This window comes from Bacillus cereus group sp. BfR-BA-01430 (assembly GCF_022663115.1).
In the GTDB taxonomy this organism is placed as follows: Bacteria; Bacillota; Bacilli; order Bacillales; family Bacillaceae_G; genus Bacillus_A; species Bacillus_A cereus_BD.
Genome location: NZ_JAKUEW010000004.1, coordinates 215,410 through 239,914 on the forward strand (window position 1 = coordinate 215,410; position 24,505 = coordinate 239,914).

Here is a 24,505-nt window from a genome sequence, read left to right on the forward strand (position 1 = left end):
AAAGTTATGACAAGCGAGAGGAGATAAGAGGATGGATTGGAAAAAAGAGTATAGCCGTTGGCTTTCTTATGCAAACTTAGATGCAGAATTAAAACAGCAGCTAGAAGATATGAAACAAGATGAGAAGAAAATGGAAGATAGTTTCTATAAAAATTTAGAATTCGGTACCGGTGGTATGCGCGGTGAACTGGGTGCTGGTACGAATCGTTTAAATGTATATACTGTTCGAAAAGCGACAAAAGGACTTGCACATTTTATTGAGAATTTAGGTGAAGAAGCAAAGAAACGCGGCGTAGTTGTTGCGTATGATTCTCGTCATAAATCGCCTGAATTTGCAATGGAAGTAGCTGCAACATTAGGGGCGCATGGCATTACAACATATGTATTCGAAAGTTTACGTCCAACACCAGTACTTTCTTTCGCAGTACGTCATTTACATACAATAAGTGGAATCGTTCTTACAGCGAGTCATAATCCACCTGAATATAACGGATATAAAGTATATGGAGAAGATGGTGGGCAATTGCCACCAAAAGAAGCGGATGAGTTAATTCGTTATGTAAATGAAGTGGAAGATGAATTGACGGTAGAAGTTGCGAATGTAGAGCAATTAAAAGCGGATGGATTATTACATATCATCGGAAAAGAAGTGGATGATGCATATGTAGAGCAGTTAAAAACAGTTATCATAAATAAAGAAATGGTTGAGAAAGTTGGGAAAGGTTTAAAAATCGTCTTTACACCACTGCATGGAACATCTAATATTCCGGTACGACAAGGGTTAGAAGCAGTTGGGTTTACAGATGTAACAGTTGTAAAAGAGCAGGAGTTACCAGATCCAAACTTTTCTACAGTTAAATCACCAAATCCAGAGGAACATGCTGCATTTGTACTGGCAATTCGTGATGGTGAAAAAGTAGGAGCGGACGTATTAATTGCAACGGATCCAGACGCGGACCGCCTAGGTGTAGCTGTTCGCAATCATAACGGTGAATTCCAAGTATTAACAGGGAACCAAACAGGCGCGTTAATGCTTGATTATTTATTATCACAAAAGGAACAAAATGGCACCCTTCCAAAGAACGGTGTTGTACTAAAAACAATTGTAACCTCTGAAATTGGGCGTACAATCGCAAAAGCTTACGGCTTAGATACAGTTGATACATTAACTGGGTTTAAATTTATTGGTGAGAAAATTAAACAATATGAAGAGAGTGGACAATATGAGTTCCAATTTGGATATGAAGAAAGTTATGGATATTTAATTCGTCCATTCTGTCGTGATAAAGATGCAGTTCAGTCTGTATTATTTGCATGTGAAGTAGCAGCATACTACAAATCACAAGGAAAAACATTGTATGATGGATTACTAGAAATATTTGAGAAGTATGGTTTCTTCCGTGAAGATCTTATGTCTTTAACGTTAAAAGGAAAAGATGGAGCGGAGAAAATTCAAGAGATGATGACAGCATTCCGTGAAAATCCACCAAAAGAAGTGGCTGGTTTACCAGTAAAAGCAGTAGAAGATTATAAGGCAAGTACGATTACATCTCTAATAGATGGAAGTCAAGAAGAAATTCAATTGCCAAAATCTAATGTGCTAAAATATCAACTAGTAGATGGTTCTTGGTTCTGTTTACGTCCGTCTGGCACAGAGCCAAAGATTAAGTTTTATTTTGGTGTGAAAGCTGATTCTTTACAAAATAGTGAACAAAAGTTACTTACTATTAAAGAAGATGTTATGAATCGTTTATAATGAAACCAGTCCATGATGTTTATTAAAGGAGAGAAAAGGGGAGAGTGACCTCCTCTTTTCTTGTATGTAAAAATGAGATATGTAAGCAGAATGGATATGGTATACTGTCTGTAACTTTGCAATTATGAATGTCAGAGTAATCACTTTCGTGTATAAGTAAGGAAATATAGTACAAGGATTAGAAAAGAGGGTATTTGTTATGAAAAAAGTAAGAAAAGCGATTATCCCAGCAGCAGGCTTAGGAACACGCTTTTTACCAGCGACAAAAGCAATGCCAAAAGAGATGCTTCCAATTGTAGATAAACCAACGATTCAATATATTGTCGAAGAAGCGGTAGCCTCTGGAATTGAGGATATTATTATTGTTACGGGTAAAGGAAAGCGCTCTATCGAAGATCATTTCGATAATGCATTTGAATTAGAGCAAAACTTATTGGAAAAGAAAAAATATGAATTGCTTGAGAAAGTACAGGCTTCTTCTAAAATGGTAGACATTCATTATATCCGTCAAAAAGAACCAAAAGGATTAGGGCATGCTGTTTGGTGTGCACGGAAATTTATTGGTGACGAACCATTTGCGGTGTTATTAGGCGATGATATTGTACAAGCTGAGACACCATGTTTACGTCAATTAATAGATGAATATGATAAAACACTTTCTTCTGTTATTGGTGTACAAACGGTTCCAGAAGAAGAAACGCATCGTTATGGAATTATTGATCCATTAGAACAAGAAGGACGTCGTTACCAAGTTCGCAACTTTGTTGAGAAACCAGCGAAAGGTACAGCACCTTCCAATTTAGCAATTATGGGACGTTACATTTTAACACCAGAAATTTTTATGTTCTTAGAAGAACAACATATTGGTGCTGGTGGTGAAATTCAACTCACGGATGCTATTCAAAAATTAAATGAAATTCAGCGCGTATTTGCTTATGACTTTGAAGGGAAGCGTTACGATGTTGGAGAAAAATTAGGATTTGTTCAAACGACAATTGAAATGGCACTTCAGCATGATGAACTGCGTGAAGACCTTTTAGACCTTATGAAGAAGATTGTTGAAGAACAAACAAATCAAGAAGCATAAAAAAAGGGCTACATGAAGTAGCTCTTTTTTTATCCCGCTATTTTAGGGCAGTAAGACTCCCACCTCAAGATTCAGAGAAAAACAAGGAAGATAGGTGGGAGTAGGGCTGCCGTAACAGCCCGATTGGTGAGGGCTAATAATCAGTGGGGGATGAAGAAAACCCCCACTGATTAAAGTTTCACTTTATGAGGATTGTGTGGAATGAGAATGTTGATAAGCAGAACGACGAACTGCGTAGTATATACGAGGTGCGATAATAGCGCCGATTACCGTAAAAATAAAATCTTTTAAAGCAAACCACATCATAACCATCCAAGCCGCTTTATAGCTTATGTTTCCACCCATCCACAAGTTTACGATTACATACATATAAGTTGTACCAATTATATAAGTTAAAATAATGCCAGCAAAAGCTGAGATTGCAAATGTACCGAATTTTGGATTGTCTCTTTGTTCCACAAGCTTTCCAGATATGTAAGCAACAATAATAAATGCAATAATAAATCCACCTGTAGGATCTAAAAGCGCTCCCAAACCCGCTTTAAAGCTTGCAAAAATCGGTGCACCAGCAACTCCGACAAGCATATAAATCGTCATAGATAAGGCGCCAAGTCTACTACCAAGAAGAAGCCCTGCTAAAATTGCAAAAAATGGTTGCATCGTCAATGGGACCCCAGCTACCTGTAAAAATGGTGCCCATGATACAATATTTGCACCGATCGCCATAAGTGCAACGAACATCGCAGATAGTGCTAAATCTAAAGGACGTAATTTGTTCATAATGTTAACTCCTTTTGAAAGATAGTTAACATTATCGTATCGACGTATTTATTTCTTGTCAAGTAAAACATTTTGATAATAAGGCTTCAAGGAGTTTTGAAGCAATGTGTATGAAATACGAAATTGCGGGATTCCGCTTGAATATGGTGCGATTTCATATAAAGGAAAATAAACAGTAAGATAGTCCGGTTCTAAAAAGTAATGGAATTTCTTTGTGCTAATCACTTTTTCAGCTGCATCTGGAAAATAGATGCTTTCATTTTGTTTGATTTGCCTTACAATTTCTGTACGAATGATGTCTTGATACGCGCTATTTTTTTTGAATAAATCATCTAAGCGTAATAGTTTCTTTTTATTTAAATCAAATGTATTTGCTTTCCAGGTATATAATCCATGTGCACCGCCTGTATATTGATAATAATTGACATATAAGCTTAGTAACGGTAGTTTGTTTAATGTGATTTTATAGTCAACATTTGCAACATAAGGATGAAAAGAAGATTCCGTATTCTTTGTTTCTTCATAGTATTTTTTCGCTTCTTTTGTTACTCTTTTTTTAAAGCGGTTAGCAGAGTTTTTATAATATGTATTTAATTTATTTTGAAATGTTACATCTGAGAAGTGATGAAAAAAAGGTCTGCTTATTTGATATTCTATATAAGGCTTCTTCCCTTTTTGTGTAATTGTTTTAATTTCAATTGGCGTGTTAGAAGCTTTTGCTGCATTTGTACAATTTGGTACAATAGTGAGCAAGGAGAATACAATCGTTAGTAGAAAACATATCTTTTTCATAAAATAAACCCTCCCTATATAAGTGTTATGGATAGTTTGAAAGTAAATAGGGAAAATTATACATTTTTAAAATGTCATAGAGGAGGAATAAAAATGTCAAAAACATTAATGGATGCACTGGGGATTGAATTATTAGAAATGACAGAAGATAAAGTAGTTGCTACGATGCCGGTAGAGGGACGCACACATCAGCCATTCGGCTTTTTGCATGGCGGTGCATCAGTTGCTTTAGCAGAAACAGTAGCGAGCGTAGGTGCTTATAACTTAATTGATCAAGAAAAATGTATTTGCTTTGGACTGGAAATCAATGCAAACCATATTCGTTCTAAACGTGATGGAATTGTAACAGCAATCGGAACACCAATCCATAAAGGACAAACAACGATGGTTTGGGACGTGCGCATTATTGATGAAAATGATGATTTAATTTGCATTTCTAGATGTACAGTCGCAATTAAAGAAAAGCGTGAAAAATAAAAGGGATTTCCTAGTTGTAGTTAGTGATTCCATATAAAGTGAAACTTTATGAATCAGCAGGGATTTTCTTCATCTCCCACTGATTATGAGCTCTCACCGATCGGGCTGTTACGGGCAGTAAGGCTTCCGTAGGGCCATCGCCATCAACTTAAGAAAAGTAAACACCCCAAAAATGAAAAAAGAGCTAATTTTTTCCATAACAAACTGCTGAGCAAGATTGGGATACTAAAAAAATTTCCTTTTACTAAGGTACTTTTTCATTACCATAAATATTTACGCTAGTATATAATTTTTAAAAATACTTATTATATGAAATATTTATCTCTCGAATAGATATTCGAGAGATAAAATAAAGTTTCATTTCAATTTCATACAGAACATGAAGAAAGGAAATTTGTAATATGAAGATATGGAAAATCGTACTGAACATAATATTAGCTCTTGCTGTCCCAATCGTTTTACTTTTTAGTGGCATGACGATTGGTGGGAAAATACTCGATCTGTTTTTAGATGTTTTGAATATAAATTATAATGACTTATCACAACTAGAAGAGCAAACGTATGCTATGTTAATCCCTTTCGTAGTCATTGGCTTGACATTACTAGTTACTTTTTTACACCATCGAAGCCTCGGACCTCTTAGTCTTTCAACAGGATTATTCTCAAAAGAAACATATAAAAATTATGGAATTGGTATTGGGATTGTCTTTATCTTTTTTGTTGTTCATACAATCTTGAATTTACTTATAGCAGGTGGCTCTATTACAGTTAGTAACAATCCAGATTCTGTAAATATGATATTACTTGGTATTCCTTTTGTAATGATTCAAAGTTTTTATGAAGAAATTCTTTTCCGTGGATATGCTTTAGGAACATTGCTTCGCTCTACAAATGTGTATGTAGCGATTTTATTAAATCCGATCGTCTTTTCTGCTTTACATTTTAATTCACCCGATTATTCTGGATTCCTCGTATTTCTCATCGCATATTTGGCAGGTGTATGCTTTTCTATTTTAACGTTAGCCTATAAGAATTTATGGGTTGCCGCTGGGGGACATTTTATCTGGAATTACACTATGGCGATTTTTGGAGATGGTGGCGAGGGCATGTTATTTGATACTTATTATGCTAACAAGGATATCAATCTTTGGTTATCAGCTGCCCTTTTCGCAATTTTGGTGATTCTCTCATTTATTGTATATAAAAATCGAATCATAAAAACGAATAATGAAATCAAAAGAAAAAAACAGTTTACTTAAGAAAATGATTTCCTTATCACATCGACGGTTTAATAAAAAGATGATTTCGGTATTGTAACTGTATCTTTTGTAACATTCATTACAGATATAAAACAGCCATTCTTTCATGGATATTCTATGAAAGAATGGCTGTTTTTAATGAAAATTATATATACGTAACTTTAACCTGTTAGTTATGTGCCCTAGGGCAGCTTTTTCTTATTAGAATTGGATTTTCTTCTCTAAGAAGCTTTTCAGTTCGCTAATTGGCATACGAACTTGTTCCATTGTATCGCGGTCACGTACTGTTACAGCTTTGTCTTCAACTGAATCGAAGTCATATGTGATACAGAATGGTGTACCGATTTCATCTTGGCGACGGTAACGTTTACCGATTGAACCTGTTTCATCATAATCTACCATGAAGTCTTTTGCTAGTTCTGCAAATACTTCTCTAGCACCTTCAGATAGTTTTTTCGATAATGGTAAGATAGCCGCTTTATATGGTGCTAAAGCAGGATGGAAACGAAGAACTGTACGAGAATCATTTTCTAATTGTTCTTCTTCGTATGCATCGCATAAGAATGCTAATGTTACGCGATCTGCGCCAAGAGATGGCTCGATGCAGTATGGTACGTAACGTTCGTTCGTTTGTGGATCGATATAGTTAAAGTCTTCACTAGAATGTTCCATGTGACGTTTTAAGTCGAAGTCTGTACGAGATGCAACGCCCCAAAGTTCGCCCCAACCAAATGGGAATTTAAATTCAATATCAGTTGTTGCATTACTGTAGTGAGATAATTCTTCTTCACCGTGATCGCGAAGGCGCATGCTTTCTTCGTTCATACCAAGCGATAGTAACCAGTTTTTGCAAGTTTCGCGCCAGAATGTGAACCACTCTAATTCTTCACCTGGTTTACAGAAGAATTCAAGTTCCATTTGTTCAAATTCACGTGTACGGAATGTGAAGTTACCAGGTGTAATTTCATTACGGAAACTTTTACCGATTTGACCGATACCAAATGGAAGTTTTTTACGCATAGAACGTTGTACATTTTTAAAGTTTACGAAAATACCTTGTGCTGTCTCAGGACGAAGGAAGATTTCGTTTGTACTAGATTCTGTAACACCTTGGAATGTTTTAAACATTAAGTTGAATTGACGGATTTCTGTGAACTCTTGGCTGCCGCAGTCTGGACATTTTACTTCGTGTTCTTTCATTAAGTCAGCCATTTGTTCGAAAGTAAGACCGTCAACAATCATTTCGATGCCTTTTGCATCTAAAGCATCTTCAATCAATTTGTCAGCGCGATGACGAGCTTTACATTTTTTACAATCGATCATTGGGTCGTTAAAGTTACCAACATGACCAGAAGCTACCCAAGTTTTTGGGTTCATTAAGATTGCTGCGTCTAAACCGACGTTGTATGGAGATTCTTGAATGAATTTTTTCCACCAAGCTTTTTTTACATTATTTTTTAGTTCGATACCAAGTGGACCGTAATCCCAAGTATTTGCAAGGCCACCGTAAATTTCAGAACCAGGAAAAACAAAACCGCGATGTTTCGCTAAGTTTACAACTTGTTCCATTGAATACATATGAAAATCCTCCTTTTAAAAGTTAACGTATTGGCGATGATAGAGTGCACTTGTGAAATGGAGTTTCTTGAGCAAGCTGCTTGCGCTTTTAAGGTATCTAGCTCCAGCGGCTAGAACAGTCGGTCATTTCACTCCTGTTCTGGGAAAGCCGCTTGCGCTTTTAAGGAATATCCAGCTCCAGCGGCTAGAATGTTCGGTGGCTTCGCTTCTTCCGCCGAGGCAAAGAACGCCTCTATGTCAGAAGCTCCATCCCCCTTACATTCTGAACGAGCCGCTTGCGCTTTTAAATAAAAAAACGCTCGTCTCTAGGCTTGTTGCCTAGGGACGAGCGTTTGCCCGCGGTTCCACCCTAGTTGATGTGCTTTTACACATCCACTTTATCATGTATTGCTCAAGACTGCCGTTTCCTTGCGGTTTCAGGCTTTCACTATCCCTGAATCGCTTGTAGGTGCAAGTACTTATAAGTCCATCATCGCTACTTATATTTAATAATAATGACCATATTCTATCATGTTCCTTTTTAAATCACAATAGAGGAACGATTGTGTCTATGATAGAGTTTCGTCTATTTTTTTGTTCTTTATACCATATAAGTACTGAATATGCTTAATTGCTTCTCGTTTACTTAAGGGCGCAAGTTCATTCGTTTGTACATATTTCCATACAACATCTGGAGTTGTTTTGGCGTATTCACGAAGTGCCCAACCGATAGCCTTTTGAATGAAAAATTCTTTTGAAGTTTTGAGTTGTTTCATAATTGAGAAGAGAAGCTGTTCATCTGTTTGCTGTTTATATTTGAGCTGAAATAGAATAGCGGCCCGCTGTAACCATATATTTTCTGAAGTAATCCATTTTGGAATATAGGCTTGAATGACATCTGGATGCTTTAAAAAGATGCTACCTACAAATGTAGGGACAATACCATCGACGGAGTCCCACCATGATTTTGTTGTGATGAGTTCTTCTAAAAATGGAATGTGAGTTTCATTGAGATGCTTTTTATATTTTTGTAATAAGTCAAGAGCGGCAGATTGAAATTCACGTTCTGGCAAAGACCAAAGTTCACGAATAATAATTTGAAAATCGTTTTTGTCTGGAAGTGAATGAGTTTGTATAACGTCACGCAATAAGGTTCTTCGTTCTGGTGTTTGAATACCGAGAAATGGGAAGTGGTTTTTCATGTAACGTGCCATCGGTTCGGCTTTTTCACTGTTCTGATGTGCGAGAAATTGTTGATGCAGAGTTTCCACAAATGGATGCATAAATGAGTTCTCCTTTCAAGTTCTTGTTCATATTATACAGGTGAGTATAGATAAGAAAAAGATGTTAGGAAGGAGAGGAAAAGATGGAAGATCAAAGTATATTTGCAGGGTTCCTTGCACTTAGTTTTACTGCAATTTTGATTATCTTAATTTGGGCGGTTCTTTCTTACGTATTAACTGCGTTTGCATTGTATACAATGGCCAAAAACGATGGGGCAAATGATGCGATTTTAGCGTTCATTCCATTTCTGAATTGCAAAGTATGGGGAGATTTAGCGAGAGAGAAATTCCCTGATTTTCTAAAAGAAGAAGCAGGATGGAAAGTATTTGGAATATATGTTGGTTGTTTTATTCTTAATTTTATTCCGATAATAGGCTTTTTAGCTGGAGTGGCTACACTTGTATTATCGATTTATTTAATCTACGCTATTTTAGAAAGATATGGGACGAATGCAGTATTGTTTACTATTATTCATGCGATAACATGTTCGCTTTTTTTACCGATTCATTTATTTCTTATTCGAAATGAACCAACAAGATATTGAGATATGGTATTTTGTCGAATTGTCGATAAGTTGTGTCAAATCGCCGATTGCTGATATATGAAGAAAGGCTATCGCATATGTACGATAGCCTTTGGCATTACATTAAATAACGTAAATAAATATAAATGTGAGAAATAATGAGTGACACAATCATTATCGGAAAACCGACTTTTAAAAACTCCATGTAACTAAATTTATGTCCCTCACGGCTGGCAATGCCTGCTACGATTACGTTAGCAGAAGCGCCGATTAATGTTCCGTTTCCACCTAAGCAAGCGCCAAGTGCTAATGACCACCATAGTACATCGATTTGTGCATCAGCAGGTGATAGACCAAGTCCAACTGCCATGTCATTAATAAGCGGAATCATTGTTGCGACGAATGGAATATTATCAATTGTTGCAGAAGCAATACCAGATACCCATAGAATGAGCACAGATGCGTAAGAAATATCTCCACCTGTTATTCCGATTACTTTTTGTGCTAACGTTTTGATAAGACCGATATCGATAAGACCACCAACGAGTACAAATAATCCTGCAAAGAAGAAAATAGTAATCCACTCAACGTGAGCGAATACTTCTTCGATTTCATGTTCTTTGACACCAATTAACATAAGGACAGTGGCACCAGTTAATGCGATTACAGCGGCATCAATATGGAAAATAGAATGAGTCATGAAACCGACGATTGTCAATCCAAGTACTGTTAAAGATTTTTTCATTAGTACTGGATCTTTAATATATTGTTTTTCATCTAAACTCATTAATTTTTTTACTTGTACTGGGTCAGCAATTAGTTGTTTGCGATACATAAAGTAAAGCATAATTGTTACTACAGCAATGATAATGATTACGATTGGTGCCAAATTAATTAAGAAGGCATTGAAATCTAAATGCTTATTTGCTGAACCAATCATAATGTTTGGTGGGTCACCAATTAATGTTGCAGTCCCTCCAATGTTTGAAAAAATAATTTCAGACAGTAAATAAGGAACAGGATTTACTTGTAAAATGCGCGTAATAGATAGAGTAACTGGAACAACAAGAAGTACTGTTGTTACGTTATCTAAAAATGCGGAGCCAAGTGCGGTAAGCAAAGAAAGGGAAATCAAAATTTTAATAGGATTTCCTTGTGCTTGTTTCGCAGCTTTAATGGCAACATATTGGAATACACCCGATTTACTCGTAATGTTAACTAAAATCATCATACCGATGAGAAGTGTAATAGTTCCCCATTCAATATGTTTTGTAAAGGCATTGTGCAAGTCAACAATACCGAAGATGACCATAAGTGCTGCGCCTAAAAGTGCAATCACAGCACGATTAATTTTTTCTGAAATGATAATGGCATATGTAATTAAAAAGACTGCGATAGCAAAATAATACTGCCAGTTTGCGATTTCTTGCGTTGTTTCGTGCAAAAATCCCATCTCCTTTCGGTTACTATTCTTAGTGTGTCAAAAAATTGTAGAAGAAACACACTTAACGCCATTATAAAGTAGAAAAATGTCGGATGTAAATAAAGGGTTTATTTTGTTGTATTTTCTGTACAAATGAATTTTTCTTCTTTTTAAAAATATTTGTGGTTATTTGACATATATATAAGATACATCCAATCTGAATGTTTCAAATTCGAGCCTGTTCGTGTAAAAGGAAAAGGAGACAAAATGATAAGGAAGGGATCGTATGGATGAAAAGCAATTTTTATTTTTAGATTTTGAGTTCACGATGCCTCAAAATCGAAAAAAACCAAAAGGTTTCTTTCCAGAAATTATTGAAGTGGGGCTTGTATCGGTTGTTGGTTGTACAATGGAAGATACGTATTCATCTTATGTTAGACCGGAAAGTTTTCCAAATTTAACAAATCGATGTAAAAATTTTTTAGGAATTGCTCAAGAAGCTGTAGATGGAGGAATTTCTTTTTTAGCACTTGTCGACAAACTTGTTCAATATGAAGAGCGCTATAAACCGACAATTGTCACGTGGGGAAATATGGATATGAAAGTATTAAAACATAATTGTGAAGTGGCAGGCGTTCCATTTCCATTTTCAGGCGTTTGTCGAGATTTATCTCTAGAATATAAGCGTTTTTTTGGGGAGCGAAATCAAACAGGATTATGGAAAGCGATTGAAGCGTATGGAAAGGCAGGAACAGGAAAGCATCACTGCGCATTAGATGACGCGATGACAACGTATAATATCTTTAAGCTTGTCGAGAAAGATAAAGAATATTTAGTGAAACCAGCTCCACCTACGTTAGGAGAACTTGTTGATTTTTCGAAATTAGTAAAGAAAGTAAGTACACAGTAACGACCAAATTGCAAAATGTGTAATTTGGTCGTTTTGTTTTTATAATTTATAGTCTCGTTTTAATTGCTGGAGTGTTTGTAAACTGCGCTGTGCAAAAGGTGAATCCTCCTCTAACAATGCAGTGATTTGCGATTCTAATGCTGTGTTTAGAGATTCTTTGTAATCTGGAATATCCCCGTCATACCTTTTAACCATTGCTTTGGGAATGTTTGTTTGTTCCCGAAAAGATAGAGCACGTCTTTCATGGAAAAATGGGACATCTGCTTGTTTTACATTATGTAAGTCACCTTGCATGGGATGTTTTAAAACAGCTAATACTTTCACAACGTAACTTTCAGGACGTTTATTTGTAATTTCCCCAATGTATTTTCCTGTTTTATAAATACCAGTAACAATCTCTCCGATTTCAAATGTTTCTTTCATATTTTTCACCTCAACTTTATAGTAAGGAAAGTAAGAGATAGAGTCAAAGAAAGTATTTGTTAAGTAGGATTATAAAACATGAAGTGTTATAATGGATAATGATATGACAGAAAATTCTGAAGTGAATAGAAGATATGAAAGCATGTATTGTTTCATTCGATGCCTTTGCACTACTAGAGAAAAGAAGTAATGATGAAAGTATGGGAGAGTGTACAACTAGTAAATATACAAAACGTGTAGAAAAAGGAGTGAGTATGATGATGCCTTTATATTTTCCAGAGGATAAAACAGAATATATTATTCCTGGAATCGTTTGTATTTTATTTATTATTGGTGCCGTTGTGACGTGGCGCATGTTCATTCGTGTCTCTAAAAGAGAAGCTGATCGCTTGCGAAAGGTAGAAGAAAAGTTGTTAGCTGAGAAGAAGCGCTAATTCGTTTTTGTATGTTTCTCTCCAAGCTCGGACAATCTAAGGACAGAATGTATCTTGGAGGGAATGGGAATGAAAAAACAGCTTTTATTTAGTTGTTGTATGCTATTTCTTATAACAGGCTGTGACAAAGGAAACCCAAAAGAAATTGATGTGAAGTTATACAATGCATCTGGCGATGAGATGGGAACAGCGAAAGTAACGCAGCAAACAAGTGGAGTGAAAATATCAATTAAAGCAGATGGATTTACACCTGGTGCACATGGATTACATATTCATGAAATAGGAGAGTGTAAAGCGCCGCGCTTTGAGTCGGCTGGTAATCATTTTAATGTAGATGATAAGAAGAAGCATGGGCTTATGAATCCAAAAGGAGCAGAGAACGGTGATTTGCCAAATGTGATTGCGGATGATACAGGAAAGATTAAAGCAGAAATTGAAGCAGAAAATGTATCACTTGAAGAAGGGCGAACCACTTTATATCGTAAAGATGGGGCCTCTATTATCATTACTGAAAATCCGGATGATGGTATGACGCAGCCTACAGGGAATTCAGGGAATCGAATTGCCTGTGGGGTTATTGTGAAAAAAGCATCTGCGAATAAACAAAAGTAAGAGCTACCTTTCAAAGTAGCTCTTACTTTTGTTTATTCTAATTAATAGGCAGTTCAAAGGGCTACATCGAGCCCTCACCAATTGGGCTATCCTAAAATAGCGGGATCAAACATTCATTTTATGAAAGTGCATATTGAAGCCGAGTTAAAATTTCTTTCAAAACAGATAGCGGACAACCGATGTTAATGCGAATATGTTGTTCTCCACCTATTCCGTACTTTTCACCTGGTTCCACGATAATTCTTCCTTTTTCTTCGAGCAGCTTTGTTCGTTCTTTTTGAGATAGATGAAGTGTTGTACAGTCTATCCAGAGTAAAAAAGTTCCTTCTGGCTTGATAGCGGATAAAGGAGGAATATGTGTATCAATGAATTCACAAGCAAATCGGGCGTTTTCTTCTATATAAGAACGAATGTCTGTCACCCACTCATTGCATTCTGTATAGGCGCTTTGCATTGCTTCATAAGCAAATATGTTTAAGCCGTGAAATCCTTGTCTTTGCTGTACAGATGTAAAAGCATGACGGATTTTTCTATCAGGAATAATAATGATAGAAGCCTGTAAACCAGCGATATTAAATGTTTTGCTTGGTGCTATGCAAGTAATAGTTCGTTTTGCTAATTGTTCAGATAAGGAGGCAAATGGTATATGAATATGATTTGAGAAAATAATATCCGCATGAATTTCATCGGCAACAATGGTTACATCGTATCGTTCACATAATGTTCCGAGTTTGGAAAGTTCTTGCTTTGTCCAGACGCGTCCAACGGGATTATGTGGACTACAAAGAAACATAAGCTTTACACCTTGTTGAAACTGTGTTTCTAAATGTTCGAGATCCATTTTATATTTTCCATTTTCGAGCAGTAATGGGTTTTCGCATAAAAGCCGATTGTTTTTCGTGACCATATGAAAGAATGGTGGGTAAATAGGTGGCTGTACAACAACGGTGTCATGCTCGTTTGTTAGTGCTTGTACACTTATGCTAAGTGCTGGAACAATTCCGGAACTAAATACAATCCATTCTTTTTGTATGTCCCAGTTATATTGCTGTTTTGTCCATTGGCAAATAGTATCTAATATTTCCATAGGTGGCAGTGTATAGCCAAAGATAGGATGTTCAAGACGTTTTCTCATCGCATTTTGAATTGCTTTTGGTACTTCAAAATCCATATCGGCAATCCAAGCATGCAAAAGCTCCTCATCTTTATATGTATCCCATTTGATGCTTTGAGTGCCGCGGCGATTCACCATTTTTTGAAATTCGTGCATAGTTTAGCCCCTTTCTGCTATAAAATAGCATTTTGTGAAAATTCCCACTCTTCTTCTAGCATATATGATGTGATACGATAAAGGAAAGATTGAAAACGAGAAAAAGGCGGGAAGTAAATGGGTGCATATGAAAGAATGGTGGAGCTGGTAAAAAATTGGGATCCGTTTCAAATGGGAGCGGAGTTTTATGAAACAGAAGCAAGTGATGTTGTATATGTAGTAAGTGCGTTTGATGATCCAAAATATATTGCGAAAAAAATTCAGCATATATATTTTATGTCGTTTGAAGAAGTTCCTCCGTTAGAAAAATGCGAAAAGTTAGCAGAACAGCTGCTTATTTTAAAAGAAGGCGGAAGTTGTTCAATATAGCTGCCTGTCTTCTAGCAGCTATATTTTATCCCGCTATTTTAGGGCAGTAAGACTCTCACCCAAAGATTCAGAGAGAAGCAAGGAAGATAGGTGGGATCCTTACTGCCCGTAACAGTCCGATGGATGAAGAAAAAACATTGATTAAAGCTTCACTTAATTAAATCCCCCCTCTTCTAAACGAAGTGAAGGAGGGGGATTTAATTTGCAACAAAGGAAATAACTTCTTCATAAATATGCTCTGGTTTTTCTTCAGGTAGTAAATGCCCTGTGTTTTCGTATGAAATGAATTTAGAATTTGGTAAATCTTTATGAAGTCGCTCTCCAATTTGAATGGGAACAACGCGGTCTTGTTCTCCCCAAATGAGTAAAGTAGGTGTTTGAATTTTACGTAATTCGGCCGATGGTAAATCGCCTTCCCGATCTCTAATCATTCGCGTTAGAGCGGGGAATATTCGATTATCGTAAAAGGGAGCAGCATAGCCTTCCATCATTTCATCGTCAATTAAAGAATGGTCATGAACAACATTCATTAAGTTATGAACAATTCCTCTTTTTGTAATCCAGTTTTTCACGTATAGGTGGAAAAATGGTAAATAAGAAGAATAAATAAGAGGTAAAGTAGCCCGATGTAAGTAGCTGGAGCTACATAGTAAAATCGTTTTTTTTATTAAGTCAGGACATAGACGGTTCACGTAAAGAGAGATTTGTCCCCCCATAGAATGTCCAATTAAAATGATATTAGAAAATTGTAAATGCTTTACTAGATCGATAATGATTGTTGCTAAGTTATGGTAAGAGTATTTAAAGTGATTGGATTTATCACTTCTCCCGAACGGTGGTAAATCAAGAGCAATTACTGTACCTTCTTGGGCTAGTAAAGGGATTAATCGCCGATAACTAAATGAAGAAGAGAGGAAACCGTGAACGAGTACGAAAGTAGGTCGTTCTTTTTTATGATGATGCTCATACAATTCATAATGAACAGTTATGCTGCGAGTGGAAAAAGTGAAATAGGGACATTTACATTCATGTTTCATTTTTTGTCACTCCATTAATTTTTGTTCATATCATCTCCTTATAAGAAAATATTTATGTGCACGAATAAAAGGCAAGATGGAAGCCCATCTTGCCTTTTACTCATGCACAATGTTAGGTGGTGTTTTCCCTTGTAAGCCTGCAACTAAATTTTCAGCAGCTACTTTCGCCATTTGTTGTCTCGTTTTTAATGTTGCCGATCCAACATGAGGTAAAGTAACCACATTTTGTAGAGATAAAAGTGGATTCTCTTTTTCAATCGGTTCTTGTGTAAATGTATCAATACCAGCTGCAAAAATCTTTTTTTGTTGTAAGGCAGAGATTAACGCTGCTTCATCTACTGTTTTTCCGCGAGAAGCATTAATGAAAACCGCTGTTTCCTTCATAAGCGAGAAACCTTTCTCTCCAATGAGATGGTACGTTTCAGCAGTTAATGGAGTTAAAAGGACAACAAAATCAGAGTGTTTCAGCAGTGTATCTAGTTCACAGTATGTAGCGTTAAATGTCTGCTCAGCTTCTTTCTTACGACGACGATTGTGATATAAAACGTCCATATCGAAGCCGAATTTTGCTCGCTTGGCAACTGCTTCTCCAATACGACCCATACCAATAATGCCAATTGTACGGTGATGGACATCTACTCCAAAATGTTCTTTTGAAATTTCAGTATCCCAATTCCCGTTTTTGACATAAGAATCAAGTTCACATACGCGGCGGCTAGCTGATAGCATAAGAGCAAAAACAAGATCAGCTACTGTATCGTCTAATACATATGGTGTATTTGTCCCAATTACATTTCTTTTCTTCATTGCTTGTAAATCGAAGTTATCATAACCGACAGAAATATTGCTCACAACTTTTAAGTTAGGAGATGCTTGTAATAATTCTTCATCAATTTTTGCTCCGAAATTCAGTAAGCCATCTTTATCTTTTATTTTTTCTAATAAAATGTCACGAGATATCTTTTCATCGCGATCCCACTTTTCATATTCACAGTGTTCAGAGAGATATTCTTCTACAAATGTTGGAATACGTTCAGCAATGTATATTTTCGGTTTCATCGTCTCAGCCCCTTTCCTTTTCATTTTTACATAATTCTCTAAAAAAATCTTCTTTTCAAATATAAAAGGGTGTCTGTATAATTTAAAAACAAACAAAAGAGAGGATGAGTTATGTGATGACTGGAAAAGAATTAGAATTATTAGCATGTCTTGAAAAAAACAGTCGTTTATCTATAGAGACTTTAGCGAAAATGTTAAATATAAAGGTTGAAGAAGTACAAAAAATGGTCGCAAAATTAGAAAGTGAAAACATTATTGTAGACTATGTGACACATATTGATTGGACAAAGGTGAAAGAGCACGCTGGTTTAACGGCGATGATTGATGTAAAGGTAACGCCGAAACATGGAGTTGGATTTGATGCGGTTGCTGAACAAATATATCGTTATTCAGAAGTGAAGTCAGTATATTTAATGTCAGGCACATATGATCTTTCGATTACATTAGAAGGAAAAACGATGGCAGAAGTAGCGACATTTGTTTCTGAAAAATTAGCAACGATTGAATCAGTCGTTTCAACAACAACTCATTTTATTTTGAAAAAATATAAACATGAGGGAATTATTTATGAAAATGTAAGTGATGATAAACGAATTGTGGTGACACCATGAAACAGTTTGAACTATCTAGAGCAGCAGAATCTTTACAGCCATCTGGCATTCGAAAGTTCTTTGATTTAGCAGCAGGAATGAAAGGTGTTATTTCACTTGGCGTTGGAGAACCTGACTTTGTGACACCGTGGAATGTAAGGCAAGCCTGTATTCGCTCGTTAGAAGAAGGGTATACAGCATACACGGCAAATGCAGGATTATTAGAACTGCGTCAAGAAATAGCAAAGTATCTAAAAAAACAATTTGAAGTTTCTTATAATCCAAATGACGAAATTATTGTGACAGTTGGAGCAAGCCAAGCGCTAGATGTGGCCATGCGTGCGATTGTGAATCCTGGTGACGAAGTGATTATTATAGAACCGAGTTTTGTGTCATATGCACCACTTGTTACATTGGCGGGGGGCGTTCCAATACCGGTTACAACATCTTTAGAGAACGCATTTAAAGTACAGCCAGAACAAATTGAAGCAGCGATTACAACAAAGACGAAAGCAATTTTGCTTTGTTCACCAAATAACCCAACAGGGGCGCTTTTAAACAAGGCCGAATTAGAAAAGTTAGCAGCAATTGTAGAAAAATATAATTTAATTGTTCTATCAGATGAAATTTATGCGGAGCTTGTCTACGATGAAGCGTATACAAGTTTTGCTAGCATAAAAAATATGAGAGATCATACGATTTTAATTTCTGGATTTTCAAAAGGGTTTGCAATGACAGGCTGGCGTCTTGGGATGATTGCAGCTCCTGCTCACTTTTCATCACTCATGTTGAAAATTCATCAATATGCTATGATGTGCGCGCCGACAATGTCACAGTTTGCTGCGCTCGAAGCGCTTCGGTCTGGGAATGATGAAGTCATTCGAATGAGAGAAAGTTACAAGAAGCGTCGCAACTTTATGACGCAATCGTTAAATGAGATGGGATTAACATGTCATGTACCAGGCGGTGCGTTTTATGTATTTCCTTCTATTTCTTCAACAGGATTGTCTTCAGCAGAATTTGCCGAGCAATTATTGATAGAAGAAAAAGTAGCGGTTGTACCAGGTAGTGTGTTTGGTGAAAGTGGTGAAGGTTTTATTCGTTGTTCTTATGCGACTTCACTTGAGCAACTTATGGAAGCGATGAACAGAATGAAACGTTTTGTGGAGAATAAAAAAAGGACAAAACAGAATACGTTTTGTCCATAAAAGGGGGGGAATACTAGAAAGCCATGTGTTAGTATTCTATCCCAATATTTGAAAAATATACGTATTAGAGGAGATTTTTTCATGAATTTTGAATGAGAGAAGAGGTAGTGGTATAATTTACTAATACAAGGAAAAGTTTCTCAGTTCAGATTTCGCTAATCAATTATGTAAAGTTAGTAGCATCTGTAAATTCTTTACAAGTTCTCAGTGGATGCTTAGCTACGGAATCGTAGCAGGAAAAATGGTAAACGTATGGGAGTGTTTCATATGTCAGAACAATATACAACAGGAGTGATTGTAAAAGGGAAAGTGACTGGAATTCAAGATTACGGCGCATTTGTAGCATTGGATGATGAAACGCAAGGTCTTGTGCATATATCTGAAATTACAAATGGTTATGTAAAAGATGTTCATGACTATTTAAAAATCGGAGATACAGTAGAAGTAAAAGTACTTTCCGTTGATGAAGAACACAAAAAGATGAGTTTATCATTAAAAGCGGCAAAAAGAAAACAAGGAAAAGTTCTTGTGCCTAATCCATCTGCAAAAGGATTTCATACATTGCGTGAGAAGCTAACAGAGTGGATAGAAGAATCGGATATAACAAAGTAAAAGAGGAACGCTCATAAGCATTCCTCTTTTACTTTGTTATGATATATATTTAGCAAATATGATTGCAAGCAATCATATTCGTATGTCGGATGGGAAGAATGACATACTGATTATCGAATTTCATGCGTTTCTGGGTGTGTACCTAGATTTTCAGATGGTTTAAACAATAACCCGAGATTGATGAGCCCAGAAATACCGACAATGCCATAAATAATTCTTGCGAGAGCAGAGTTTTGTCCGCCAAAAATAGCTGCTACTAAGTCAAATTGAAAAAATCCAATAAGTCCCCAGTTGACGGCACCGATTACAGTGAATACTAAGGCGATTCGTTGTAAAGTACTCATCTTAAATAGCCCTCCTTAAATGTAGAACATGAGTAAATCTTTATGCGATTTAACTCGTTTATAGAATGGTTTTCTTTTGTTGTTTTTATACATAAAAAATATATAGTGTATGATGGGCATACATCTATACCCATAAATACGGGTTTTTATACGAAAAATGAACATTTTTCAAAAAATAATGATTGGTTACGTTTACAATTCATCAATCGCTTGATTTACAACTTTAGTTTCGCTAAAGTGAATACAGAAATACATATACATAATTGGAGGGAAAAAGATGAGCACACATGTAACGTTCGATTACTCTAAAGCGTTATCGTTCATCAGTGAACACGAGTTAACTTATTTACGTGATGCAGTAAAGGTATCACATCATGCAATCCATGAAAAAACTGGGGCTGGGAACGATTTCCTTGGATGGGTAGACCTTCCCCTTGCGTATGATAAAGAAGAATTTATTCGCATTCAAAAATGTGCTGAAAAAATTAAAAATGACTCTGACATTTTACTTGTTATCGGTATTGGTGGTTCTTACTTAGGAGCACGTGCAGCAATTGAAATGTTAAACCATTCTTTCTACAATACGCTTTCTAAAGAACAACGTAAAACTCCACAAGTGCTATTTGTTGGACAAAACATTAGCTCCACTTATATGAAAGATTTAATGGATGTACTAGAAGGCAAAGACTTCTCTATTAACGTAATTTCCAAATCAGGTACAACAACAGAACCTGCAATTGCATTCCGTTTATTCCGTAAATTATTAGAAGACAAATACGGAAAAGAAGAAGCGCGTAAACGTATTTATGCAACGACAGATAAAGCGCGTGGTGCTTTAAAAACATTAGCTGATGAAGAAGGTTATGAAACATTCGTAATTCCAGATGATGTTGGTGGACGCTTCTCTGTATTAACACCAGTTGGATTATTGCCAATCGCTGTTAGTGGTTTAAACATTGAAGAAATGATGCAAGGGGCAGCTGCTGGTTGCAATGATTTTGCAAAATCAGAACTGGAAGAAAACCCAGCTTATCAATATGCGGTTGTACGCAACGCTTTATATAATAAAGGGAAAACGATTGAAATGCTTGTTAACTATGAACCAGCGCTTCAATATTTCGCTGAGTGGTGGAAACAACTGTTTGGTGAAAGCGAAGGGAAAGATCAAAAAGGTATTTTCCCATCTTCAGCAAACTTCTCTACTGACTTACACTCATTAGGTCAATACATCCAAGAAGGACGTCGTGACTTATTTGAAACAGTTCTAAAAGTAGGTAAATCTACACATGAACTAACAATTGAATTAGATGAGAGCGATTTAGATGGTTTAAACTATCTTGCTGGGAAAACGGTGGACTTCGTAAACACAAAAGCGTACGAAGGTACATTATTAGCACATAGTGATGGCGGAGTACCAAACTTAATCGTTAATATTCCAGAATTAAATGAGTATACATTCGGTTATCTTGTATATTTCTTCGAAAAAGCATGTGCGATGAGTGGCTATCTATTAGGCGTAAATCCATTTGATCAACCAGGTGTTGAAGCATATAAGAAAAATATGTTTGCTTTACTTGGGAAACCAGGATTCGAAGAACTAAAAGCAGAATTAGAAGAACGTTTAAAATAAAAAAACTGTTGGGGCATGCCCCAACAGTTTTTTTATTTTTTGACGGTATGAATCACCAATATATTCTTATTAGAACGGGTATGCTAATGAAAAATGTGTGAGAAGGGTGAATGATATGATTCCGATTCAATCCGATTTAGAAGGTCGTATATATGCTCTTTATCAATTAGAGGAAACGTTAAAGCCGCTTGGCTACAATATAGGTGGAAATTGGGAGTATGATAAAGGGTGCTTCGATTACAAGCTGGATGAGGAAGATGGATATCAATTTTTAAGATTGCCATTTACAGCTGTGAAAGGAGAGCTTGATGTGCCAGGTGTAGTCGTTCGTCTTGGAACACCTTATCTTCTTTCGCATGTGTATCAAGACGAACTAGATGATCAAGTAAACACGTTGGCAGCTGGAACAAGCGGATTAGATCAATTTACGGAACCGAAAGATGCTGATGGGCATATAAAAAGAAAGTATATCGAGATTGGTAAAGTATTCGTACAAGAAATAGAAAGACATCTTATCAATGATGAATGACAATCAAAATGTCACTCTTAAGAATCACTAATGTGCGAACAGGATTAATATGAAATTGTTCATCGCGCTTTACACCCAGCAACAGAATATTTTGTTTTAACAGGAAATGACTACATTCTTCAAATGTTTTTCCAACATATGATGGTGGCACCTGCATTAACTGTAATTTACTTTCTGAGAGTTCGTTATAGAGCGTGAACAATACACCTGAAATAGATGGGAATAAAAGAGAAGCAGTAAAAACATAGCTTGTTAATTTGTTTCCTTCTATAATTTCCGTTGCTCCTGCTCTTGTTGCATTTTGAATTTGTTCTGAGGTTAAGAGTTCAGCAATGCAATGAATATGTGGATTTAATCCTTTTGCGGTTAAAATGTTTAAAATAGATTGCGTATCCGCTAAAGTTTCATTTTTTTCTTTATCTGCTGTTATTAAAATGGTATGTGCTGTTTTTATATTGGCTTTTAACAAAGTTTCATCGTGATGTGGGCACCCTTTAATAAATTCTAGATGATGGAATGGCTTTGGGAGCAAGGAAAGTGTTTCATCTACTAAGACAATATCCAGATTTGGATTTAATGTAGACATCTGACTTACAACTTGTTTTGCTCTTTCATTCCAACCTATAATAATCATATGACCATTAGAAGAAGCTGCTTCCTCTCCTGTAATCTTCATATATTGCTTATTCATCATTTCTGTAGCGAATAAAATCATAAAATAAGAGCAAAAGCCTGTCCCTAATAAAATTAAAAGCATACCGACTATTTTTCCTATAGATGTATGAGGGACATAGTCACCGTAACCAACGGTAAAAATTGTAACGAGAGACCACCATATACCATCTAACCATGTAGAAAAATATGCAGGTTCTAGTTTATATATGATAAAGCCAAAACCTGTAGTGAGTATAACAATAAAACAAATTAATCGAAAAATAATAGAATCACGAAAGGTGTCTATTAGGTTTGCTGGTGCTTTCAAAATATTACTCCTCCTTCATATAAAGCTATAATCATTGTTACCATTATGAAAAAAAGAAAAACACCTAAAAAATAATAAAGAAGATCACCATCTACCACGTATAGATAGTGATCTTCTTTTCGATTCTGTATAGTGACAAAAAAATTATAAAAAAAGTCGGTAGGAGGTATTTAAATACTTTCAACTTCTGTTTGTTGAACGCTATCGAGGTGTTGTAAGGTGTAGTAAACATCGGTTGTATGTGTTTTTTGATCCACGGATAGTTTTACATGTAACAGGTGTGAGCCATTTTCTAATGTTTTTAGTTTCATATTCTTTACTTTTATATCCATAGCTTTAATTTCTTCAATAACAGTTGAAATATTATTCATATTGCGCACAACAAGTTTAACAGCGATATCTCGTTGTCGTAATGATCTAGGTCCTAAAAATTGCATTGTTAAAGGAATTAATTCGACGCTTATCATAAGAAAGAACATGCCGAAAACTGCTTCGATATAAAAACCAGCTCCAACTGCAATTCCAATACCAGAAGCTCCCCAAATCATGGCGGCAGTAGTCAATCCTGCAATGCTGTCATTTCCTCTTCGTAAAATAACGCCAGCACCTAAAAAACCAATCCCTGAAACAATTTGAGCGGCAAGCCGCAATGGATCCATATTGAGATGATCCGTATGAGGTAAATGATAAGCAGCTTTAATGGAAACGATGGTAAGAAGACAGCTAATAATAGAAATAACTAAGCAAGTTTTTAATCCGAGTGGTTTTCTTTTTAGTTCTCGTTCTAGGCCAATTGCAAATCCTAATACAGCGGATAGACCTAGCTTTATTAATAAATCTGCATAGTCCATATGTATTCCTCCTTATAATTTCGTTTCCTGTGATATAGCTATCACCTATTTATTTTTATAAGTAATAAATCTGCGTGTAATAAGGGAGGTATTGCTTCATTATATGAAGTGAAAAGAGGGAATTCGCTCTTTTAATAAAAAAAAATAAAAAAGATATTGCATTTCATATTTTAACATGCTATATTAATAAACGTCGCTGATGCGGAACACGCAGAAAGCGAAAAAAGAAATAAAAAACTTAGTTGACATCGAAAAGAAGAGATGTTAACATAAGGGAGTCGCTAATGAAACGGCGAACGAGTTCTTTGAAAACTGAACGAAACAAACAACGTGAAACGTCAATTTTTATTTATGATGCTAGACAAACTTTATTGGAGAGTTTGATCCTGGCTCAGGATGAACGCTGGCGGCGTGCCTAATACATGCAAGTCGAGCGAACCGATTAAGAGCTTGCTCTTAAGAAGTTAGCGGCGGACGGGTGAGTAACACGTGGGTAACCTGCCCATAAGACTGGGATAACTCCGGGAAACCGGGGCTAATACCGGATAATATTTTACGCTGCATGGCGTGAAATTGAAAGGCGGCTTCGGCTGTCGCTTATGGATGGACCCGCGTCGCATTAGCTAGTTGGTGAGGTAACGGCTCACCAAGGCAACGATGCGTAGCCGACCTGAGAGGGTGATCGGCCACACTGGGACTGAGACACG

Annotated in this window: 26 protein-coding genes and 1 rRNA gene; 15 read left to right on the top strand and 12 right to left on the bottom strand. The window is 36.2% G+C overall.

Annotation, left to right across the window (positions count from 1 at the left end):
* Nucleotides 1–31: 31 nt before the first annotated feature.
* Together MR058_RS11020 and galU are read left to right on the top strand one after the other, a co-directional pair.
* Complete coding sequence (locus tag MR058_RS11020; RefSeq protein ID WP_242144062.1) at nucleotides 32–1,756, top strand: phospho-sugar mutase; 1,725 nt, start codon at nucleotides 32–34, stop codon at nucleotides 1,754–1,756.
* 199 nt (nucleotides 1,757–1,955) lie between these two features.
* Nucleotides 1,956–2,843, top strand: coding sequence for a UTP--glucose-1-phosphate uridylyltransferase GalU (galU, locus tag MR058_RS11025; RefSeq protein WP_242144063.1), 888 nt, complete (start codon nucleotides 1,956–1,958; stop codon nucleotides 2,841–2,843).
* 183 nt (nucleotides 2,844–3,026) lie between these two features.
* Here the strand turns inward: galU and MR058_RS11030 are convergent, their stop codons facing one another.
* Together MR058_RS11030 and MR058_RS11035 are read right to left on the bottom strand one after the other, a co-directional pair.
* The gene (locus MR058_RS11030) at nucleotides 3,027–3,623 is read right to left on the bottom strand and encodes a biotin transporter BioY (RefSeq protein ID WP_242144064.1); all 597 of its coding nucleotides are present in this window, start codon (nucleotides 3,621–3,623) and stop codon (nucleotides 3,027–3,029) included.
* Between the two features lie 48 nt (nucleotides 3,624–3,671).
* A complete protein-coding gene (locus MR058_RS11035) occupies nucleotides 3,672–4,415 on the bottom strand; it encodes a DUF3298 and DUF4163 domain-containing protein (protein ID WP_242144065.1) in 744 nt (247 codons plus the stop codon).
* Between the two features lie 93 nt (nucleotides 4,416–4,508).
* Here MR058_RS11035 and MR058_RS11040 point away from each other — a divergent pair, with 93 nt between their 5' ends.
* Complete coding sequence (locus tag MR058_RS11040; protein ID WP_242144066.1) at nucleotides 4,509–4,892, top strand: hotdog fold thioesterase; 384 nt, start codon at nucleotides 4,509–4,511, stop codon at nucleotides 4,890–4,892.
* Nucleotides 4,893–5,293: 401 nt separating this feature from the next.
* Entirely contained in the window at nucleotides 5,294–6,151 is an 858-nt protein-coding gene (locus tag MR058_RS11045) for a CPBP family intramembrane glutamic endopeptidase (protein WP_242144067.1), read from the top strand.
* A 201-nt stretch (nucleotides 6,152–6,352) separates the two neighbouring features.
* Here the strand turns inward: MR058_RS11045 and MR058_RS11050 are convergent, their stop codons facing one another.
* Together MR058_RS11050 and MR058_RS11055 are read right to left on the bottom strand one after the other, a co-directional pair.
* Nucleotides 6,353–7,729, bottom strand: a complete 1,377-nt coding sequence (locus tag MR058_RS11050; RefSeq protein ID WP_242144068.1) for a glycine--tRNA ligase — start codon at nucleotides 7,727–7,729, stop codon at nucleotides 6,353–6,355.
* Nucleotides 7,730–8,277: 548 nt separating this feature from the next.
* Nucleotides 8,278–8,991 (bottom strand): DNA alkylation repair protein, encoded by a 714-nt coding sequence (locus tag MR058_RS11055; RefSeq protein WP_242144069.1) that lies wholly within the window; start codon nucleotides 8,989–8,991, stop codon nucleotides 8,278–8,280.
* A gap of 83 nt (nucleotides 8,992–9,074) precedes the next feature.
* On the opposite strand from MR058_RS11055, the gene MR058_RS11060 reads away from it, so the two are divergent.
* On the top strand, nucleotides 9,075–9,536 hold the full coding sequence (locus MR058_RS11060) for a hypothetical protein (RefSeq protein WP_242144070.1): 462 nt from the start codon (nucleotides 9,075–9,077) through the stop codon (nucleotides 9,534–9,536).
* A 97-nt stretch (nucleotides 9,537–9,633) separates the two neighbouring features.
* Here the strand turns inward: MR058_RS11060 and MR058_RS11065 are convergent, their stop codons facing one another.
* Nucleotides 9,634–10,959 carry an ArsB/NhaD family transporter gene (locus MR058_RS11065; protein WP_242144071.1) on the bottom strand — a complete coding sequence of 442 codons (1,326 nt, stop codon included), beginning with the start codon at nucleotides 10,957–10,959 and terminating at the stop codon, nucleotides 9,634–9,636.
* Between the two features lie 265 nt (nucleotides 10,960–11,224).
* Between MR058_RS11065 and kapD the strand changes: the two genes are divergently transcribed.
* Complete coding sequence (kapD, locus tag MR058_RS11070; protein WP_242144072.1) at nucleotides 11,225–11,848, top strand: 3'-5' exonuclease KapD; 624 nt, start codon at nucleotides 11,225–11,227, stop codon at nucleotides 11,846–11,848.
* 39 nt (nucleotides 11,849–11,887) lie between these two features.
* Here the strand turns inward: kapD and kapB are convergent, their stop codons facing one another.
* Nucleotides 11,888–12,271 carry a kinase-associated lipoprotein KapB gene (gene kapB, locus MR058_RS11075; protein ID WP_242144073.1) on the bottom strand — a complete coding sequence of 128 codons (384 nt, stop codon included), beginning with the start codon at nucleotides 12,269–12,271 and terminating at the stop codon, nucleotides 11,888–11,890.
* Nucleotides 12,272–12,405: 134 nt separating this feature from the next.
* Here kapB and MR058_RS11080 point away from each other — a divergent pair, with 134 nt between their 5' ends.
* Nucleotides 12,406–12,705, top strand: coding sequence for a hypothetical protein (locus MR058_RS11080; protein ID WP_242144098.1), 300 nt, complete (start codon nucleotides 12,406–12,408; stop codon nucleotides 12,703–12,705).
* A gap of 69 nt (nucleotides 12,706–12,774) precedes the next feature.
* Entirely contained in the window at nucleotides 12,775–13,317 is a 543-nt protein-coding gene (locus tag MR058_RS11085; RefSeq protein WP_242144074.1) for a superoxide dismutase family protein, read from the top strand.
* A 118-nt stretch (nucleotides 13,318–13,435) separates the two neighbouring features.
* On the opposite strand, the gene MR058_RS11090 is transcribed toward MR058_RS11085, so the two are convergent.
* Nucleotides 13,436–14,587 (bottom strand): MalY/PatB family protein, encoded by a 1,152-nt coding sequence (locus tag MR058_RS11090; RefSeq protein WP_242144075.1) that lies wholly within the window; start codon nucleotides 14,585–14,587, stop codon nucleotides 13,436–13,438.
* Between the two features lie 117 nt (nucleotides 14,588–14,704).
* Between MR058_RS11090 and MR058_RS11095 the strand changes: the two genes are divergently transcribed.
* Nucleotides 14,705–14,956, top strand: a complete 252-nt coding sequence (locus MR058_RS11095) for a DUF1871 family protein (protein WP_242144076.1) — start codon at nucleotides 14,705–14,707, stop codon at nucleotides 14,954–14,956.
* A 197-nt stretch (nucleotides 14,957–15,153) separates the two neighbouring features.
* Here the strand turns inward: MR058_RS11095 and MR058_RS11100 are convergent, their stop codons facing one another.
* A complete protein-coding gene (locus tag MR058_RS11100; RefSeq protein WP_242144077.1) occupies nucleotides 15,154–15,993 on the bottom strand; it encodes an alpha/beta fold hydrolase in 840 nt (279 codons plus the stop codon).
* A 96-nt stretch (nucleotides 15,994–16,089) separates the two neighbouring features.
* Nucleotides 16,090–17,076: a 2-hydroxyacid dehydrogenase gene (locus tag MR058_RS11105; RefSeq protein WP_242144078.1), complete on the bottom strand. Its 987-nt coding sequence runs from the start codon at nucleotides 17,074–17,076 to the stop codon at nucleotides 16,090–16,092.
* 80 nt (nucleotides 17,077–17,156) lie between these two features.
* On the opposite strand from MR058_RS11105, the gene MR058_RS11110 reads away from it, so the two are divergent.
* The 3 genes from MR058_RS11110 to yugI all read left to right on the top strand — a co-directional run bounded on the left by MR058_RS11110 (nucleotide 17,157) and on the right by yugI (nucleotide 19,462).
* Nucleotides 17,157–17,663, top strand: coding sequence for an Lrp/AsnC family transcriptional regulator (locus MR058_RS11110; protein ID WP_277926525.1), 507 nt, complete (start codon nucleotides 17,157–17,159; stop codon nucleotides 17,661–17,663).
* Nucleotides 17,660–18,850, top strand: coding sequence for an aminotransferase (locus tag MR058_RS11115; RefSeq protein ID WP_242144080.1), 1,191 nt, complete (start codon nucleotides 17,660–17,662; stop codon nucleotides 18,848–18,850). The genes MR058_RS11110 and MR058_RS11115 overlap by 4 nt, the downstream gene beginning before the upstream one ends.
* 267 nt (nucleotides 18,851–19,117) lie before the next feature.
* Complete coding sequence (gene yugI / locus MR058_RS11120; RefSeq protein WP_041810098.1) at nucleotides 19,118–19,462, top strand: S1 domain-containing post-transcriptional regulator GSP13; 345 nt, start codon at nucleotides 19,118–19,120, stop codon at nucleotides 19,460–19,462.
* 110 nt (nucleotides 19,463–19,572) lie between these two features.
* On the opposite strand, the gene MR058_RS11125 is transcribed toward yugI, so the two are convergent.
* The gene (locus tag MR058_RS11125; RefSeq protein ID WP_002124440.1) at nucleotides 19,573–19,806 is read right to left on the bottom strand and encodes a DUF378 domain-containing protein; all 234 of its coding nucleotides are present in this window, start codon (nucleotides 19,804–19,806) and stop codon (nucleotides 19,573–19,575) included.
* 277 nt (nucleotides 19,807–20,083) lie between these two features.
* Between MR058_RS11125 and MR058_RS11130 the strand changes: the two genes are divergently transcribed.
* On the top strand, nucleotides 20,084–21,436 hold the full coding sequence (locus tag MR058_RS11130) for a glucose-6-phosphate isomerase (RefSeq protein ID WP_242144081.1): 1,353 nt from the start codon (nucleotides 20,084–20,086) through the stop codon (nucleotides 21,434–21,436).
* Between the two features lie 115 nt (nucleotides 21,437–21,551).
* A complete protein-coding gene (locus tag MR058_RS11135; protein ID WP_242144082.1) occupies nucleotides 21,552–21,965 on the top strand; it encodes a YugN-like family protein in 414 nt (137 codons plus the stop codon).
* On the opposite strand, the gene MR058_RS11140 is transcribed toward MR058_RS11135, so the two are convergent.
* Complete coding sequence (locus tag MR058_RS11140) at nucleotides 21,952–22,947, bottom strand: potassium channel family protein (protein WP_242144083.1); 996 nt, start codon at nucleotides 22,945–22,947, stop codon at nucleotides 21,952–21,954. The two genes, MR058_RS11135 and MR058_RS11140, sit on opposite strands and share 14 nt — an antisense overlap.
* Nucleotides 22,948–23,117: 170 nt before the next feature.
* Nucleotides 23,118–23,798, bottom strand: a complete 681-nt coding sequence (locus tag MR058_RS11145) for an MgtC/SapB family protein (RefSeq protein ID WP_242144084.1) — start codon at nucleotides 23,796–23,798, stop codon at nucleotides 23,118–23,120.
* A 368-nt stretch (nucleotides 23,799–24,166) separates the two neighbouring features.
* Between MR058_RS11145 and MR058_RS11150 the strand changes: the two genes are divergently transcribed.
* Nucleotides 24,167–24,505 (top strand): 16S ribosomal RNA (locus MR058_RS11150); the annotation flags it as partial.

Coding starts and splice junctions, on each gene's coding strand:
- MR058_RS11020 (WP_242144062.1), top strand. CDS start 32: ATGGATTGGAAAAAAGAGTATAGCCGTTGGCTTTCTTATGCAAACTTA.
- galU (WP_242144063.1), top strand. CDS start 1,956: ATGAAAAAAGTAAGAAAAGCGATTATCCCAGCAGCAGGCTTAGGAACA.
- MR058_RS11030 (WP_242144064.1), bottom strand. CDS start 3,623: ATGAACAAATTACGTCCTTTAGATTTAGCACTATCTGCGATGTTCGTT.
- MR058_RS11035 (WP_242144065.1), bottom strand. CDS start 4,415: ATGAAAAAGATATGTTTTCTACTAACGATTGTATTCTCCTTGCTCACT.
- MR058_RS11040 (WP_242144066.1), top strand. CDS start 4,509: ATGTCAAAAACATTAATGGATGCACTGGGGATTGAATTATTAGAAATG.
- MR058_RS11045 (WP_242144067.1), top strand. CDS start 5,294: ATGAAGATATGGAAAATCGTACTGAACATAATATTAGCTCTTGCTGTC.
- MR058_RS11050 (WP_242144068.1), bottom strand. CDS start 7,729: ATGTATTCAATGGAACAAGTTGTAAACTTAGCGAAACATCGCGGTTTT.
- MR058_RS11055 (WP_242144069.1), bottom strand. CDS start 8,991: ATGCATCCATTTGTGGAAACTCTGCATCAACAATTTCTCGCACATCAG.
- MR058_RS11060 (WP_242144070.1), top strand. CDS start 9,075: ATGGAAGATCAAAGTATATTTGCAGGGTTCCTTGCACTTAGTTTTACT.
- kapD (WP_242144072.1), top strand. CDS start 11,225: ATGGATGAAAAGCAATTTTTATTTTTAGATTTTGAGTTCACGATGCCT.
- kapB (WP_242144073.1), bottom strand. CDS start 12,271: ATGAAAGAAACATTTGAAATCGGAGAGATTGTTACTGGTATTTATAAA.
- MR058_RS11080 (WP_242144098.1), top strand. CDS start 12,406: ATGAAAGCATGTATTGTTTCATTCGATGCCTTTGCACTACTAGAGAAA.
- MR058_RS11085 (WP_242144074.1), top strand. CDS start 12,775: ATGAAAAAACAGCTTTTATTTAGTTGTTGTATGCTATTTCTTATAACA.
- MR058_RS11090 (WP_242144075.1), bottom strand. CDS start 14,587: ATGCACGAATTTCAAAAAATGGTGAATCGCCGCGGCACTCAAAGCATC.
- MR058_RS11095 (WP_242144076.1), top strand. CDS start 14,705: ATGGGTGCATATGAAAGAATGGTGGAGCTGGTAAAAAATTGGGATCCG.
- MR058_RS11100 (WP_242144077.1), bottom strand. CDS start 15,993: ATGAAACATGAATGTAAATGTCCCTATTTCACTTTTTCCACTCGCAGC.
- MR058_RS11105 (WP_242144078.1), bottom strand. CDS start 17,076: ATGAAAAGGAAAGGGGCTGAGACGATGAAACCGAAAATATACATTGCT.
- MR058_RS11110 (WP_277926525.1), top strand. CDS start 17,157: ATGAGTTATGTGATGACTGGAAAAGAATTAGAATTATTAGCATGTCTT.
- MR058_RS11115 (WP_242144080.1), top strand. CDS start 17,660: ATGAAACAGTTTGAACTATCTAGAGCAGCAGAATCTTTACAGCCATCT.
- yugI (WP_041810098.1), top strand. CDS start 19,118: ATGTCAGAACAATATACAACAGGAGTGATTGTAAAAGGGAAAGTGACT.
- MR058_RS11125 (WP_002124440.1), bottom strand. CDS start 19,806: ATGAGTACTTTACAACGAATCGCCTTAGTATTCACTGTAATCGGTGCC.
- MR058_RS11130 (WP_242144081.1), top strand. CDS start 20,084: ATGAGCACACATGTAACGTTCGATTACTCTAAAGCGTTATCGTTCATC.
- MR058_RS11135 (WP_242144082.1), top strand. CDS start 21,552: ATGATTCCGATTCAATCCGATTTAGAAGGTCGTATATATGCTCTTTAT.
- MR058_RS11145 (WP_242144084.1), bottom strand. CDS start 23,798: ATGGACTATGCAGATTTATTAATAAAGCTAGGTCTATCCGCTGTATTA.